Raw genomic sequence first — 15557 nt, 5'->3', positions numbered from 1 at the left:
AACGCTCGGCTGGGAAACCCCAGCCGAGCGTCTGTCTAAACTGCTCGCCACCACACGTCAGTGATCACGTGTTGCGACGACCCCTGGAATTCGCCATGGCAGGAGCGGGCCCTTCGCGTGCATGCTGCTGCGTGCCGCTGCCTGCCGCCTGCCGCCTGCCGCGAGGTCAGCCGAAGACCACACAGGAGGCCGCGGGAGCGTCCACCGAGCCGCCCCGCCTCGGTACGCCCGTGTGGGGGTCGACCGCGAACCAGGTCACGTCGCCGGAGCGCTCGTTGGCGGCGTACAGGAAGCGCCCCGAGGGGTCCAGGGCCAGCGCGCGGGGCCAAGTGCCGCCGCAGGGCACCGTGGCGACCAGCCGCAGCCCCTCGCCCATCGCGTCGGGCGTGAGCACGGAGACGACGTCCTGACCGCGCGTCGCGGTCCAGACGAAGCGGCCGTCGGGCGACACGACGATGCCCGACGGGTACGCGTCGCCGTCCGGTACGCCGGACAGCACCGAGGTCTCGCCGACGGGCCGCAGCGCGCCTTCGGCGGCGTCCCAGCGGCAGACGGTGACGGTGGGCGCGAGTTCGTTGAGTACGTAGGCGTGCTCGCCGCGCGGGTGGAAGACCAGGTGCCGGGGTCCGGAACCGGGGCGCAGCGCTGTCTCGCGGTGCACCGTGAGCTTTCCGCCGTCCAGCGTGCACACCCGTACGGAGTCCGTGCCGAGGTCGATGCTCACCGCCCAGCGACCGCTCGGGTCGGACTGCACCTGGTGGGCGTGCGGGCCGTGCTGGCGCGGGGTGTGCGGGCCGGAGCCCGTGTGCTGGAGCACGCTGGAGGCGGCGCCCGCGAGCCCGCCGTCGGCACGGACGGGGACGGCGCTGACGCTGCCGGAGCCGTAGTTGGCGGTCAGGACGTGTCCGGCGAAGACGCTGAGGTGTGTCGGGCCGCTGCCGCCGACCCTCACGAGCGCCCCCGTCAGCTCCGGTTTCTCGCCGGTCACGCGGTAGGCGGCCACCGCACCGTCGGCCGTCTCGCTGACCGCGTACAGCATGTCCCCGGCGGGTGACAGGGCGAGGTACGACGGGTCGGGGACACCGTCCACCGCGCTCAGGACGGTCAGTGCGCCGCTGACCGGGTCCACGGTCGCGGTGAGGACGCCGAGGCCCCCCGCCGCCGTGAACGACCCGATGAACGCCCGTTGCTGCCGCCTGCCGCCGTCTGCCACTGGGGTCCCCTCTCGCTCCCGCGTTGTCGGGGGCGACGGTAGCAGTCCATGATCCGCGGTCCAGGGCCTGTCCGGCATGATCGGCCGGACAGGTCCTACACCTGTCCTGGAGCAGTCCTAGACCAGGATCGCGCCACGGGCCCGTTCGTGTGCCTCCGGGTGGTGGACGTACGCGGGTCGCCGCTCCACCGCCTCGTAGGTGCGGTGGAAGACGGGTGTGGCACTGCCCGAGATGGGCGGGACGATCCACGACCAGTCCGCGCCGACCCGGCGGCCCTTGCCCTCCTCGCGGCCGAGGTGGGTGATAAAACGCCGGGACTCGGTGTGGTGGTCGGTGACCGTGACGCCCGCACGGTCGAAGGAGTGCAGGACGGAGCGGTTGAGTTCGACGAGCGCCCGGTCCTTCCACAGGGAGCGGTCGGTACGGGTGTCGAGGCCGAGGCGCTCGGCGATGTGCGGCAGGAGGTTGTAGCGGTCGGTGTCGGCGAGGTTGCGGGCGCCGATCTCGGTGCCCATGTACCAGCCGTTGAAGGGCGCGGCCGGGTAGCAGATGCCGCCGATCTCCAGGCACATGTTGGCGAGCGCCGGCACCGCGTGCCAGCGCAGTCCGAGCGCGCGCCACCAGGGGTACTCGGGGTGAGCGAGCTCCACTTCGAGCACCGCGTCCGGTGGCAGCGCGAACCAGCAGGGCTTGTCCTCGGCGCCCTGGATCACCAACGGCAGTACGTCGAAGGGGGTGCCGGGGCCGCCGGGCCAGCCCAGCCGCTGGACGTACGACGTGAGCCCCACGTTGCGCGGATCACCGGTCACACCGCCGTCGGGGCGGGCGTAACCCGCGTACCGGATGAGCTGTTCGTTCCAGATCCGCGGACCCGGGCGACCGGGTTCGTCGGGGGCGAAGACCGTGATGAGCGCGCGGATCCGGCCGTCGCGGGTCGCCTCCCGCAGGTGGTCCGCCGCCGCCTCGGCGACATCCCGGGTGTCCCGCACGTCGCGGCGGTCGCGTACGCACAGGGAGTGCCAGTAGAGCCGCCCGATGCACCGGTTGGCGTTGCGCCAGGCGACGCGGGCACCGAAGACGAGTTCCTCGGTGGTGTGGCGGTACGTCCCTGTCTCCGCGATCTCCGCGTGCGCGGCGGCGATCCGCCGGGCCGGGTCCCCGAGGCGTTCCTCGGTGTGGTGGAGGCTGAGGAACTCAGCGGCGGCGCGGTGGAGTTCGTACGCTGAGGGCGAGTGGCCGGCGGGGAGCCGCACGGCCGGCACGGTGACGTCGCCGGGGGCCGCGGAGTCCTCGTCGGAACCGTCGACCACCGGCCGCTCCCGCAGGCCTGTCGCCGGAGCGGATCGACCTGTCGGCCAGGGGCAGGCGCCGGTGCCGGTGCCGGTGGCAGCGACCGTGCCCGTGCCGGCCTGCACGTACCTCGCGCCCGGATCAGCGGCTTCGCCTCCACGGCCGCGCGGATCGGTACCCTTCTCCTGACGGCCGCCCGGGGTCGAGCCCGCGGCTCCACGGCCGCCTGGACCCGTTGCCTCTCCCCCACCGCCGTCCGGAGTCCGCTCGAGCCACCCACCCGGCTCCCCGGCCCACCACGGCGCCGGTAGTCCTGCGTATCCGTCGTCGGTGAAACGCTCTCCATGTCCGGTTCCGTGAAGGAAATTGCGCATGGTGCCACCCCCAAGGGGTTCGGCCCGCGGGTCGCTCCCGCACGGTCCGCGGGCTCCGTGCGTCTGATAGCCGCGGAGTTACCCAGCCGGTGTGCTGATCCACCCTCCGCGTGTCCGAAAAAGTGCCCCATTCCGGGGTTTGGTGTCCATGCCCCGACGTCAGGCGCTGATGAGTTGGGACGCGCACGGGGGCGTGGCCGCAACAGGAAGCACGCGTTCCGGGGTGTGGATGCGGGCGAACGCCGGAGTACGGGCCGGGTGTGCCCGCGTGTGCGGTCAGGGCGCGTTACGGCATAGCCGCCGACGGGTTGGTCCCCACCGCCGCGTCGATGCGGCGGCACGCGGGTGTCAGGGGCTGCCCGTGCGGACGTCCGGGGCGGCGGTGAGGGCCAGGGGACCGTATACGGTGCACCCGTGCTGAGCCGAGGGGCGGCACCAGTTGGCGACCGTCGGTGTGAGCCGCCGTTCAGGCGCCGACCAACGGGGAATAGCGGGAGCTGCGCAAAGGGACCTCGAGTTCGGCGAGCGCCCGCTCCAGGCTGTGCAGGTGCGCGAGTGCGGGCTCGGTGGCAGCGGGGTGCGGCAGGGTGTCGGCGGCGTTCGCCGGCCCGCGACGTCCTCTCTCGCTGACCGTCAGGGCCTCCACGGCCGCTTTGACGCGGCTGCAGGCAGCGACGAGGCGGGCGTCGTGGCTCGCGTCCGGGTCGGCGGCGACGGCCACCAGGCCGCGCACTTCGCGGGCGCAGCCGTCCAGCAGCGTGATGACCTGGGCGGCCCGTGCCTTGCGTGCGCGGAACGGGTTGAGCGGGTGCACCAGGGGAGCGAGCGCCATCCGGACACGGGCCAGCAGCACTTCGAGTTCGGCCGCGTGCGGTGCGGGATCCGCTGTCTGCGAGCCCGCCAGGCGGGCGGCGGCTTCGGCGGTTGCCTCATGAACACAGCGCAGCGCGCGCTGGATCCACGCGTCGTTCGTGGCGTGGGTGGTGACCGGCAGCACGAGAATCACGGCGAGCGTGGCTCCCAGCGCGCCGATGGCCGTCTCCTCCAGACGCAGTACGAGAAGGCCGGGAACCAGAACTCCCAGCAGGCCGTAGAGCAGTCCCGCCATCACCGTCACCGCCAGCACCATCCAGCTGTACGAGACCGCGGCGGTGTAGAAGATCCCGAAGACACAGACCGCGACCAGGACGGCGGTCGGTACCGGCGCCCCGTGCAGCGGGATGGCGATCAGCATGCCGACGACAATCCCCACGACCGTGCCCAGCACCCGGCGGAATCCGCGGACGAGGGTCTCGCCGCGCGAAACCGTGTTGACGAAGATCCACCAGACGGTGCCGACTGCCCAGTACCAGCGGTCCTCGGACAGTGCCTGGCCGAGGATCAGCGCGAAGGCGCAAGCCACCGTGGCCTGGAAAGCCTGCCGGGTGGTGGGGCGAGCCAGTCCGGTGCCGGGCAGCGGCCGGGGCGCGGGAGCGGGAGGAGCCGCACCGCGCTCCAGGGGCCAGAGAACGAAACGTACGAGGCCGGCGGCGCCGAGGGCCAGGCCCACGGCGGCGTACAGCTCTGGCAGTTGCTCCGGGACGGCGTGCAGGAACTGCGTGATGAAGAAGTTCATGAACGCGAAGATCCCGAGCGCATGCCCCCGGGGACCCCAGCGACGGGCGTACACCCCACCGAAGACCACCAGCAGGAAGGCCACGTCCCGGGCCGGGGTCACGCCGTGCAGCAGGGTCGCCAGGGCCAGTACGGGGAATCCGACGGCCGGGAGCAGAGCAGTGGTCACCCGCTGGGCGCGCACCGTCCCGTCGGCGACCGTGAAGAGAGCGAGCAGTGCCGCCAGTCCCCCGGTGATGGAAGCCGTCAGGGACAGTCCGGCGAATTCCGCCACGGCGACGGCGAAACCGATGCCGACGACGGCACGGCACGAGTTCCTCAGCCTGACATGCCCCGGATCCGGAGCCACGAGCATCCTCATCACAGCGTTTCGCCCGCCCCCTCAACTGCCTCCCGCCGGAACGCGGGCGCCCGGGTAGCGGGAACTCGCGGACACGACGAAGCGCCGCGGTCCGGTACGGCGTCATTGCCGTCCGGCGCTGCGCGGCGCCGATTGTGCATGGATACAGCACAGATAAGCATCCGCAGGCACAACGGCTCAACTCGTGCTCAAATCACTGGGCCATTGGCCCACTACAGGAGGGTGATGCCGGTCAAGTAGCCGACCAACGGACCATTGCGGTGGCCGATGACGGCAGACGCTTGGTGTGTAGCTCGATAGAACCGGGGCACCTGAGGTCTCGGAGGCTGATACCGATGCTTCCCGCGTTTCCGGTTCCTCCGGTTCTTACGCGGGTGGGTACGGCAGCCGGTTCGAGAATTTCTGCCGGGAAGGACAAGAAACATGGCGAAGTCCGCATCCCCCAAGTACACGATCCCCGGGCTCAGCACGCACGAGGGTGGAGTGATCATTGATCTGCTGCGTATGCGCCTGCATGCGCTCAACGACCTTTCTCTGACGTTGAAGCATGTTCACTGGAATGTCGTAGGCCCTCATTTCATCGCCGTGCACGAAATGCTCGATCCTCAGGTGGATCGAGTGCGCGAAATGGCTGACGACGCCGCCGAACGCATCTCCGCCCTCGGCGGGGTACCGGAAGGCACACCGGGCGTTCTTGTGACCGAGCGGACGTGGGACGACTACGGTGTCGGACGGGCCGACGCCATCGCCCACCTCGGTGCCCTCGACCTCGTCTACACCGGAATCATCGAGGCCCACCGCGCGGCGATGACCGAGGTCGGCAAGAGCGACGCGGTGACGGAGGATCTCCTCATCGAACAGCTGCGCTCTCTCGAGCAGTTCCAGTGGTTCGTGCGCGCACACCTTGAGAGTTCGGGCGGAACTCTGGCCACGGCCAACTCCCACACCGAACGCCAGGCGGCCCATGACGCCCAGCCGAACGACACCCCCTAGCGGCGCACCATTCCACGCGGTGACATTCCAGACGGACCCGTCGCAGGTACGGGAAGGTCCGGACCCCTTGCCGGGTCCGGACCTTCCCGTACCTGCTATGTCCGCACGCCGAGCCCGATACCCGTCAGGCAGCGCAGCTCACTTGCGGGCGACGTAGCTGCGGACTGTCGTCCCGTTCTCGCCGGTATGTACGCGGACGAGGTCGGAGAGGAAGTGGACGAGGAACAGGCCACGGCCGCCCAGTTGCTCGGGACGCACCGGGTGTCGGCCGGCCAGCGGGTCGGCCAGGTGTCCGTCGTCCTGCACCTCGCAGACGATCTGTTCACTCTCGGCCCAGATCCGCAGCGTTCCCGAACCGCCTCCGTGCATCACGCTGTTGGTCGTCAGCTCCGCGACGACCAGAGCCAGATCCTGCAGACGGGCGCGGTTCATCCCCCGCTCCCGTGCCTCGTGCAGTGCGAAATCGCGAGAGGTGGGCAGGTCATCCGTGTCGAAGTGGACCGTCGCCGCTCCTGGTGGATGACGCAGGGGCTCGTTGCAGCGGGCGAGCACCGGCTCCAGCGCGTAGGCGGTGCTGGCCCGCTCCCGGCCCCCGTCGATGAGGACGGGGTGCGTGGCGTGCGCGTCGGCGATCACGTCGGCGGAGAGGGCCCGCGCGTCGTAGGGACACAGGATCGTCACCTCGCGCCCTTGGAAGGCCATGTTGATCAGTGCCTCGTGCTGAACGCAGGCCGGGTACTCCACCTCGGTGCGGCCGGGCCAGATCGGCTCCCCGATGATGCGGACGCGGCGGCCGGTCCAGGCGTCGGCGAACTTCCGTAGGACCGACGAGATGATGCGGCCGGGGTTCCGCCCGGCCTGTGTCATGTCGACGAAGTGCACGCCGGCGGCGGCCGTGCCGAGTTCGGTTCGGATCAAATCCAGCCGCGAGACGGGCGCGGCCACGGCGACCGGCTCAGCGGCGGCCATGCCGTCCAGGAGGAACGGCACAGTCCCCTCCACGTACTCCTGGTCACTGCGGTAGAAGAGCGCGGGATGAACGAATGGTTCTATCCGGGTGGCCGAGGTCGTCATGCCGCCACCTCGATCGTCCGGAGTTCCGGCCAGAACAGCTCGAGAATCCGCGGGAGTTCGGGCGGCGGCCGTTCCAGGACCAGGCGCCGTCTGTCGTTCAAGCCCTGTGCGGTGCGCGCGAGTTCGCAGGCACCGGCGACATCGACGAACGTGATCGCGGACAGTTCCAGAAAGCAGACGTGCTCGCACTGGCCGGAAAGCTGCTCCAGGGCCTGCCGCCAGACAGGCCGGGTGGACGGGCTGATCTCGCCGACGAGCCGGATGCCAGGACGCTCCGCGAGCTCGTAGAGCCGGAGAACAGCTCCGTCGAGCTCGGGCGAGGCAGCGCTCGCCGGCGACCCGTCGACGCCGTACGCCATGTCCACCCCCGCCTCCCGCCGGCCCGCCGTGAGCCATCGCGGCCCCGGCTCTCGGCGCCCAGGGTACCCGGCCACTCCGAACCGCGACCGGCTCCCCGAAGGACCGGCCCGGACCGCGTCGCGACGGCCCTCCCGAAATTCTCGGCAACCCGGTGGTGTGATCTCTGGCAACCGGGGCATTCGAGCTGTGTCAACGATACCTTCGAGGATTTGGGGTGGGCGGCATGGCAGCCGTGACGGCGCTGGAGACAACGGCCACGGCACAGCGGACGGCCGAAGTGGACGAGATGGGCGGCGAGTTGGCGCTTCCGTTCATCGAGGACCCGTCGAAGGTCAAGCCGAAGGACGCGCGTGAACTCTCCCGCCAGTTCTTCGACCGGCTCGCCATCCTCGAAGAGGGCACGCACGAGTACCAGTACGCGCGCAACACCCTGATCGAGATGAACCTCTCCCTGGTCCGCTACGCCGCCTCCCGCTTCCGCAGCCGCGGCGACTCCATGGAGGACATCGTCCAGGTCGGCACCATCGGCCTGATCAAGGCCATCGACCGCTTCGAGCTCACCCGAGAGGTCGAGTTCACCTCCTTCGCCGTTCCCTACATCGTGGGCGAGATCAAGCGCTTCTTCCGCGACACCAGTTGGGCGGTTCACGTACCGCGCCGTCTACAGGAAGCCCGCGTCGAGCTCGCCAAGGCCACGGAGGAGCTGCAGACCCGGCTGGACCGCATGCCCACCACCCGTGAGCTGGCCGAGCTGATGTCCCTGTCCGAGGAAGACGTCATCGAGGCGCGCAAGGCGTCGAACGCCTACACCTCCACGTCGCTCGACGCCGCCCTCACCAGCAACGGCGCGGCAGACGGCGAAGGCGTGCTGGCCGACTTCATCGGCGAGGAGGACCCCGCGCTCCAACTCGTCGAGGACTTCAACTCGCTGGCTCCGCTGATCGCCGGACTCGACGACCGCGAGCGTCTGATCGTCCACCTGCGCTTCGTCGAAGAGCGCACCCAGGCGCAGATCGGCGAAGAGCTCGGCATCTCGCAGATGCACGTCTCCCGGCTGATCACCCGCATCATCAAGCGTCTTCGCACAGGACTGATGGATCCGGCCGTCGCCTGAGTCCGCGCCTTCCAAGGCTCCGATCCCGCCGTCCCGGCGGTCACCCCTTCACCCGGTGGCCCCCGGCACGGCGGGATCTTTGTGTGCAGCCCCCGTCGGCACCAGAGGCACCCCGGGCCCGGGCAGACCGAGAGGGTCATGTGTATCCCCATCTCCCCTGGTTATGCCTCGTTCCTTGAAACTTTCTTGGCCACGCGGGAGTTCCGGCCACCACTTTGTTCATCGGATGATTCCTGGGTTAGCCTGCGGCGTATTTTCTCAGCGGGCGCATCCGTGATTCTGCGGAAATGCTGCGGACTACACATAGACCGTGCGTGAGTCCGGCGTGGTTCCGAGTCCCATCCCGGGACTCCTGGGGAGCGGAACGAGGGTAAGCATGACCGTGACAGCGACCGGGCCTTCGAGCCGAACACCTGGCGAGCAGGAGCTCCGTCAGCTGCTGGCGGGCCTGACCGCCGTGCGCGACGGGGACTTCGGCACACGTCTGCCCGACGATGCCGGTGGCCTCCTCGGCGACATCGCCACCGTGTTCAACGGGATGGTCGACCAGTTGTCCGTGTTCACCTCCGAAGTGACCCGCGTGGCACGTGAGGTGGGCACCGAGGGCACCTTGGGCGGGCAGGCGGAGGTCCCCGGAGTCTCCGGCACCTGGGCCGATCTGACGGACTCGGTCAACGCGATGGCCGGCAACCTCACCACACAGGTCCGTGACATCGCGCAGGTGGCCACAGCCGTCGCCAAGGGAGACCTCTCCCAGAAGATCGACGTCCCCGCCCGCGGTGAGATCCTGCAGCTCAAAGAGACCGTCAACACGATGGTCGACCAGCTCTCCGCCTTCGCCGACGAAGTCACCCGCGTCGCCCGCGAAGTCGGCAGCGAAGGGCGCCTCGGCGGACAGGCCCAAGTGCCCGGCGTCGGCGGTGTCTGGCGTGACCTCACCGACTCCGTGAACCTCATGGCGGGCAACCTCACCGCCCAGGTCCGCAACGTGGCGCAGGTGACCACGGCCGTCGCCAAGGGGGACCTCTCCCAGAAAATCACCGTCGACGCCCGCGGCGAAATCCTCGAACTCAAGAACACCATCAACACGATGGTCGACCAACTCTCCGCCTTCGCCGACGAAGTCACCCGCGTCGCCCGCGAAGTCGGCACCGACGGCCGTCTCGGCGGACAGGCCGACGTCAAGGGCGTCAAGGGCACCTGGCGCGACCTCACCGATTCGGTGAACTTCATGGCGGGGAACCTCACCGCCCAGGTCCGCTCCATCGCCCAGGTGGCGACCGCCGTCGCCAAGGGAGACCTCTCCCAGAAAATCACCGTCGACGCCCGCGGCGAAATCCTCGAACTCAAAGACACCATCAACACGATGGTCGACCAACTCTCCGCCTTCGCCGACGAAGTCACCCGCGTCGCCCGTGAAGTCGGCACCGCGGGCAATCTGGGCGGACAGGCCACCGTACGAGGTGTCTCGGGCACCTGGAAGGACCTCACCGACAACGTCAACGTGATGGCGTCGAACCTGACAGGTCAGGTCCGCTCCATCGCCCAGGTGGCGACGGCCGTGGCCAAGGGAGACCTTTCCCAGAAGATCACGGTCGAGGCGAAGGGCGAGGTCGCGGCGCTCGCGGACGTCATCAACACGATGGTCGACACGCTGTCCGCCTTCGCCGACGAGGTCACCCGCGTGGCACGCGAAGTCGGCACCGAGGGCCGGCTCGGCGGGCAGGCACATGTGCCCAACGTGGCGGGCACCTGGAAGGACCTCACCGACAACGTCAACTCGATGGCCAACAACCTCACCGGCCAGGTCCGCAACATCGCCCTGGTGACCACCGCTGTCGCCAAGGGCGATCTCTCCAAGAAGATCGACGTGGACGCCCGCGGCGAGATCCTTGAACTCAAGACGACCATCAACACGATGGTCGACCAGCTCTCCGCCTTCGCCGCCGAGGTCACCCGGGTGGCACGGGAGGTCGGCAGCGAGGGCCGGCTCGGCGGCCAGGCCGAGGTGGAAGGCGTTTCCGGTACGTGGAAGCGCCTGACGGAGAACGTGAACGAACTCGCGGGCAACCTCACCCGCCAGGTGCGGGCGATCGCCGAAGTGGCCAGCGCCGTGGCCGAGGGCGACCTGACCCGCTCGATCACCGTCGAGGCGTCGGGCGAGGTCTCCGAGCTCAAGGACAACATCAACTCCATGGTCGAGTCCCTGCGCGAGACCACGCGGGCCAACCATGAGCAGGACTGGCTGAAGACCAACCTGGCCCGCGTCTCCGGGCTGATGCAGGGCTACCGCGACCTCGACATCGTGGCCGATCTGATCATGGACGAGCTCACCCCGCTGGTCACCGCGCAGTACGGCGCCTTCTACCTCGCGGAGGAGTCCGCGCACGGGACGGAACTCCGGCTCGTCGGGTCCTACGGCTATCCCAACGACACGGACCGGCCCGCTCGCATCCCGATGGGCCGCTCACTCGTCGGCCAGGCCGCCCGGAACCGCCGCGCCATCACGGTGGCCGAGCTGCCCCCGGGGTACGTGACCATCTCCTCGGGACTCGGGCAGACGGTACCGACGGCTCTGGTGGTCCTGCCCATCGTGGTCGAGGAGCAGGTGCTCGGCGTGATCGAACTGGCCTCGGTCACCCACTTCACCCCGGTCCACCAGACCTTCCTGGAACAGCTGATGGAGACCATCGGTGTCAACGTCAGCACCATCGTGGCCAACGCCCGCACCGACGAGCTCCTGGGCGAGTCCCAGCGTCTGACCGCCGAACTGCAGGCCAGGTCCGAGGAGTTGCAGGTCCAGCAGGACGAACTGCAGCGCTCCAACGCCGAACTGGAGGACAAGGCCTCGCTCCTGGTCACCCAGAACCGGGACATCGAGGCCAAGAACCTGCAGATCGAACAGGCCCGGCAGGAACTCGAAGCACGTGCCCAGCAGCTCTCGCTGGCCTCCAAGTACAAGTCCGAGTTCCTGGCGAACATGAGCCACGAGCTGCGGACCCCGCTCAACAGCCTTCTCATCCTGGCCCAGTTGCTGGCGCAGAACCCCTCGCGCAACCTCACGCCGAAGCAGGTCGAGTACGCGGGCATCATCCACTCCGCGGGCTCGGACCTGCTCCAGTTGATCAACGACATCCTCGATCTGTCGAAGGTCGAGGCGGGCAAGATGGACCTCTCCCCCGAACAGGTCCCGCTGCGCCGCCTGTTGGAGTACGTCGAGGCCACCTTCCGGCCCATGACCTCGCAGAAGAGCCTGGACTTCACCATCACCACCGCGCCCGGCGCGCCCGACGACCTGCTCACCGACGACTCCCGGCTGCGTCAGGTCCTGCGCAACCTGCTGTCGAACGCGGTCAAGTTCACCGAGCAGGGACGCGTCGAACTTCGTATCGAACCGGCGACCGCACACGAGATCCCGCAGGGGGTGCTGCGCGCCGGCACCGTCATCGCCTTCCGGGTGAAGGACACCGGCATCGGCATCCCGGAACAGCAACTCGAAACGATCTTCGGTGCGTTCCAGCAGGCCGACGGCACCACGAGCCGCAAGTACGGCGGCACCGGTCTCGGTCTTTCCATCACCCGCGAGATCGCCCATCTGCTCGGTGGCCAGGTCACCGTGGACAGCACGCCAGGCCAGGGCAGTACCTTCACCCTCTTCCTGCCCGTGGCCCGTCCCGACTTCGAGGAACTCCTGAGCGGCAGCCGGACACCGGAGTCCGCGCCGCGCGAGGACGCCGCCGATGTGGTGAGGGCGGCCATTCCGGCGCAGGCTCCGGCCGGCCTGCCCCGGCAGAACCGGCGTCGGCTGCTGGTCGTCGAGGAGCGGCCACGCGGTCTGCTCACGCTCGTCGCCGAGAGCGCGGTCGGAGATCTCACCCGCAGTCGTGACGACAGCGACACCCGGGAGACGGTCGACGTCATCACGGTGGTGGGTGCGCACGAGGCGGCTAGTGCGCTGGCCGCCGGAGCCTGCCATTGCGTCGTCCTCGAACTCGGCATGGCGGACGGGGAGGCGGCCAGTTTCCTGGAGGCCGTCGAGGGCGACTCGGCCCTGGCGAGCGTCCCCGTGCTCGTCCACAGCGGCAGTCGCGTGGACCTCGCCCAGGAGCAGGCCCTGCAGTCCCGGTCCGGTCCCCGGACGCTGGAATTCCTTTCCAGCCTGGACGAGTTGCGCGAGCGCATCGCCCTGCATCTTTCCGCCGAGGAACCGGGGGCCGTGCTCCCGCTGGTCCGCGCCGAGGAGCCGCAGCCCCAGGACGCGCGGATCGTCGGCGACGCCTTCCACGGCACCACGGTGCTCGTGGTCGACGACGACGCCCGCAACCTCTTCGCCCTCAGCGGGATTCTGGAGCTCCACGGATTCCAGGTGCTGCACGCGGAGAACGGCAGGAAGGGCATCGAGACCCTGCTCAGCCGTCCGGAGATCGCGGTGATCCTGATGGACGTGATGATGCCGGAGATGGACGGGTACGCCGCCACGGCGGAGATCCGCAAAATGCCGCAGTACGCCGACCTGCCCATCATCGCGGTCACCGCGAAGGCGATGCCCGGCGACCGGGAGAAGAGTCTCCTGTCGGGCGCGAGCGACTATGTGACCAAGCCGGTCGACACCGACGACCTCATCGCCTGCGTCCGGCGCTGGCTGAGCGTGTGACACCGGATGGCGCCCGCCGGTCCGGACGGCCGGCCGGGCGCCTTCCCCGCACCCCTCTCCCCCGCCCCCGCGGGCGTCCCAGCCGAGGAGCAACCGCACCGTGAGCACTCCCGAACAGCCCCCGGGTACCTGGACGGCCGAACCGACGGACGGCCTGGGCGACGCCGCGTCGACGTCCATGGTGGGCAGACTCGCCGCCACGGTGGAGCGGCTACGTCGCGAGGTGCAGGCCGCTCAGGCCGAAGCCGACGGCCGCGCCCTGATCGAGCTCGCCAAGGGCATCCTGATCGAACGCCTGGGCTGCGGCCCCGCGCAGGCCGCCCGACAGCTCGACGAGCTGACCGAGCAGGGCAACCTGGGCCTGCTCGAACTCGCCGTCGACGTCATCAACCAGGCGGCGCGCGACCGGCTGTCCGAGGTGACCAGTACGTTCCTCGCCGCCACGGCCGCCTCCAACGGCGCCCAGGACGTCTCCCCGGGGGTACGGCTGCGGGAGGCGGAGAGCGGTGCGCTGGCCGCCGACGACACCCAGTCGGTGGCCGACTCGCTGCTCCAGCACGCCCTGACCCCGCTCGGCGCGGTGGCCGTGGCCATCTGGGCGGTCGGCGCCGACGGTTGTCTCACCCTGGCGGGCAGCGCGGGGTTCTCCGCGGCGGAAGCTGAACGCTGGCGCTATGTGCCGCCCGGCGTGGCGACGGTGGCGCGCCGGGCCCTGTCCGGTCGTACGACGCAGTGGACCGCGTCACTCAGCGAGGCCGGCCAACCGACCATCGGGCGCACCCACTACCCGTACGGCGGGAGGGTGGCAGCCCCGGCCGGTGTCGGCGGCCGTATCCACGGCGTCCTCGAAATCGCGTGGCCTTCCCCCCTGGAACCGCAGTCGCCCCAGGTCGCCCGCCAGGTCGAGGCGCTGGCCGAGTTGTGCGCCCACACGCTGGAGAGCCGCCCGCTCCTGAGCGACCGTACGAACGCCAACGGCCCGCAGGTCACGCCCGGTGTCGCGGAGCTGATCGATCTGGTCGACGGCCTGCACGATCCCGCGCTGATCCTCGAACCCCATCTCGACGACGGCGGACAGCTCGCGGACTTCCGGATCCGCCATGTGAACAGCCGGTTCCTCGACCCCGCCGGCCGGCCCCGCGGCGTCGTCAACGGAGCGCTGTTGCTGGAGGCCTATCCGCTGGCCGCCGGGGAGAGCGAACTCTTCCAACACGTCGAGCGGGTCTACGCCACGGGTGAGCCTTTCCGGACCCACCGGATCGACCTCACGGCCCTGGTCGACCAGGTACCGCTGTCGAGCGTGGCCGACATCAGCCTCAGCCGGCACGGCGACAGCGTGCTGCTCCTGTGGCGTATCGAGGACGAGACCGCACGGCTCGCCAGCCTGCTTCAGCACGCCCAGCGGCTCGGCAGGATCGGCGGCTTCGAGGAGAACCTGCTCACCGGCGAGATCACCTGGAACGGCACGCTCTTCAGCCTGTACGGGCGCTCCGCCTCCGACACGCCCGTGCCCCTTGAGGACCTGGCCGCACACGCGCACCCGGACGACGCCGTCGCGATCGGCCGTTTTCTGCGCACCCTCCTCCACCACCGGCGGCCGGCCACGGCGGCGTTCCGGCTCCAGCGCCCGGACGGGGTGACCCGGCATCTGCGGGTGGTGGCCGAGCCGGTGCTCGACTCCGAGAACCGGCTGTTCATCGTACGAGGGGCCTGCCAGGACATCTCTGCCCAGCACTGGACGGAGGTCGCGCTCGCGGCGACGCGTGACCAGCTCGCCCACAGCGAGCAGCAGGCGCACGAACGCAACCGGCTGACCCTGCAGCTGCAACACGCGATCATGCCCCCGGCCCAGGCCCCGTTGAAGGCGCCGGGGCTCCAGGTCGCCGTCCGCTACCGCCCGGCGGAGACCGAGCAACTGGTGGGCGGCGACTGGTACGACGCCGTTGTCCTGCCCTCCCGGCTGGTGCTCCTGTGCGTCGGCGACGTGGCCGGTCACGGGATCGAGGCGGCGACCAGCATGGTGGTCCTGCGGAACGCGCTGCGTGGACTCGCCGTGACGGGTGCGGGTCCCGGCCAGCTGCTGTCGTGGCTCAACATCGTGGCGCACCATCTGACGGGTTCCATCACGGCCACGGCGGTCTGCGGCCTCTACGACCCGGCCCGGCGCACCTTGCGGTGGGCAAGGGCCGGTCACCTGCCGCCCGTTCTGGTCCGTGACACGGAGGCGAACCCGCTGCCCCTCCTCAAGGGGATTCTGCTCGGTGCCGTGGCCGAGACCACGTATGAGGAGGACGAGGTTCAACTGGCGGCCGAGGACACCCTGTTGATGTACACGGACGGGCTGGTGGAGCGGCGCGACCGGTCGGTCGATGAGTCGATGGCCCAGCTGCTGACCACCGCTCGCACGGTTTCCAGCACGCTGGACCACCAGTTGGACCGGCTCCTCACGTACAGCAGGTCGGACACCGACGACGACACGTGCATCGTCGGGATCCGGGTGTCGTAGCGC

Annotated in this window: 9 protein-coding genes; 4 read left to right on the top strand and 5 right to left on the bottom strand. The window is 69.8% G+C overall.

The annotated features are described in order from the left end of the window. Nucleotides 1-166: 166 nt before the first annotated feature. The 3 genes from AB0N66_RS29145 to AB0N66_RS29135 all read right to left on the bottom strand — a co-directional run bounded on the left by AB0N66_RS29145 (nt 167) and on the right by AB0N66_RS29135 (nt 4847). The gene (locus AB0N66_RS29145) at nt 167-1213 is read right to left on the bottom strand and encodes a lactonase family protein (RefSeq protein ID WP_365440513.1); all 1047 of its coding nucleotides are present in this window, start codon (nt 1211-1213) and stop codon (nt 167-169) included. A 117-nt stretch (nt 1214-1330) separates the two neighbouring features. Further along, nucleotides 1331-2467, bottom strand: coding sequence for a nitric oxide synthase oxygenase (locus tag AB0N66_RS29140; RefSeq protein WP_365440531.1), 1137 nt, complete (start codon nt 2465-2467; stop codon nt 1331-1333). Between the two features lie 877 nt (nt 2468-3344). Then, nucleotides 3345-4847 (bottom strand): FUSC family protein, encoded by a 1503-nt coding sequence (locus AB0N66_RS29135; protein WP_365440529.1) that lies wholly within the window; start codon nt 4845-4847, stop codon nt 3345-3347. Nucleotides 4848-5336: 489 nt separating this feature from the next. Here AB0N66_RS29135 and AB0N66_RS29130 point away from each other — a divergent pair, with 489 nt between their 5' ends. Further along, nucleotides 5337-5846 carry a DNA starvation/stationary phase protection protein gene (locus AB0N66_RS29130; RefSeq protein WP_365440511.1) on the top strand — a complete coding sequence of 170 codons (510 nt, stop codon included), beginning with the start codon at nt 5337-5339 and terminating at the stop codon, nt 5844-5846. A gap of 138 nt (nt 5847-5984) precedes the next feature. Here AB0N66_RS29130 and AB0N66_RS29125 read toward each other — a convergent pair whose 3' ends face one another. Together AB0N66_RS29125 and AB0N66_RS29120 are read right to left on the bottom strand one after the other, a co-directional pair. Then, nucleotides 5985-6920 carry an anti-sigma factor RsbA family regulatory protein gene (locus AB0N66_RS29125; RefSeq protein WP_365440509.1) on the bottom strand — a complete coding sequence of 312 codons (936 nt, stop codon included), beginning with the start codon at nt 6918-6920 and terminating at the stop codon, nt 5985-5987. Next, the gene (locus tag AB0N66_RS29120; protein ID WP_365440527.1) at nt 6917-7279 is read right to left on the bottom strand and encodes an STAS domain-containing protein; all 363 of its coding nucleotides are present in this window, start codon (nt 7277-7279) and stop codon (nt 6917-6919) included. Before AB0N66_RS29120 ends, AB0N66_RS29125 begins: the two co-directional genes overlap by 4 nt. 287 nt (nt 7280-7566) lie before the next feature. On the opposite strand from AB0N66_RS29120, the gene AB0N66_RS29115 reads away from it, so the two are divergent. The 3 genes from AB0N66_RS29115 (at nt 7567) to AB0N66_RS29105 (ending at nt 15554) form a co-directional block, all read left to right on the top strand. Then, complete coding sequence (locus AB0N66_RS29115) at nt 7567-8394, top strand: RNA polymerase sigma factor SigF (RefSeq protein ID WP_365440525.1); 828 nt, start codon at nt 7567-7569, stop codon at nt 8392-8394. Between the two features lie 376 nt (nt 8395-8770). Beyond that, nucleotides 8771-13048, top strand: coding sequence for a HAMP domain-containing protein (locus tag AB0N66_RS29110; RefSeq protein ID WP_365440507.1), 4278 nt, complete (start codon nt 8771-8773; stop codon nt 13046-13048). A gap of 154 nt (nt 13049-13202) precedes the next feature. Beyond that, nucleotides 13203-15554 carry a SpoIIE family protein phosphatase gene (locus AB0N66_RS29105; RefSeq protein WP_365440523.1) on the top strand — a complete coding sequence of 784 codons (2352 nt, stop codon included), beginning with the start codon at nt 13203-13205 and terminating at the stop codon, nt 15552-15554. The last annotated feature ends 3 nt before the right edge of the window (nt 15555-15557 follow it).

Source organism: Streptomyces sp. NPDC093544, from assembly GCF_040683495.1.
GTDB lineage: Bacteria > Actinomycetota > Actinomycetes > Streptomycetales > Streptomycetaceae > Streptomyces.
Note: the sequence above shows the minus strand (reverse complement) of the source record. Positions and strands in the feature narration are given on the sequence as shown.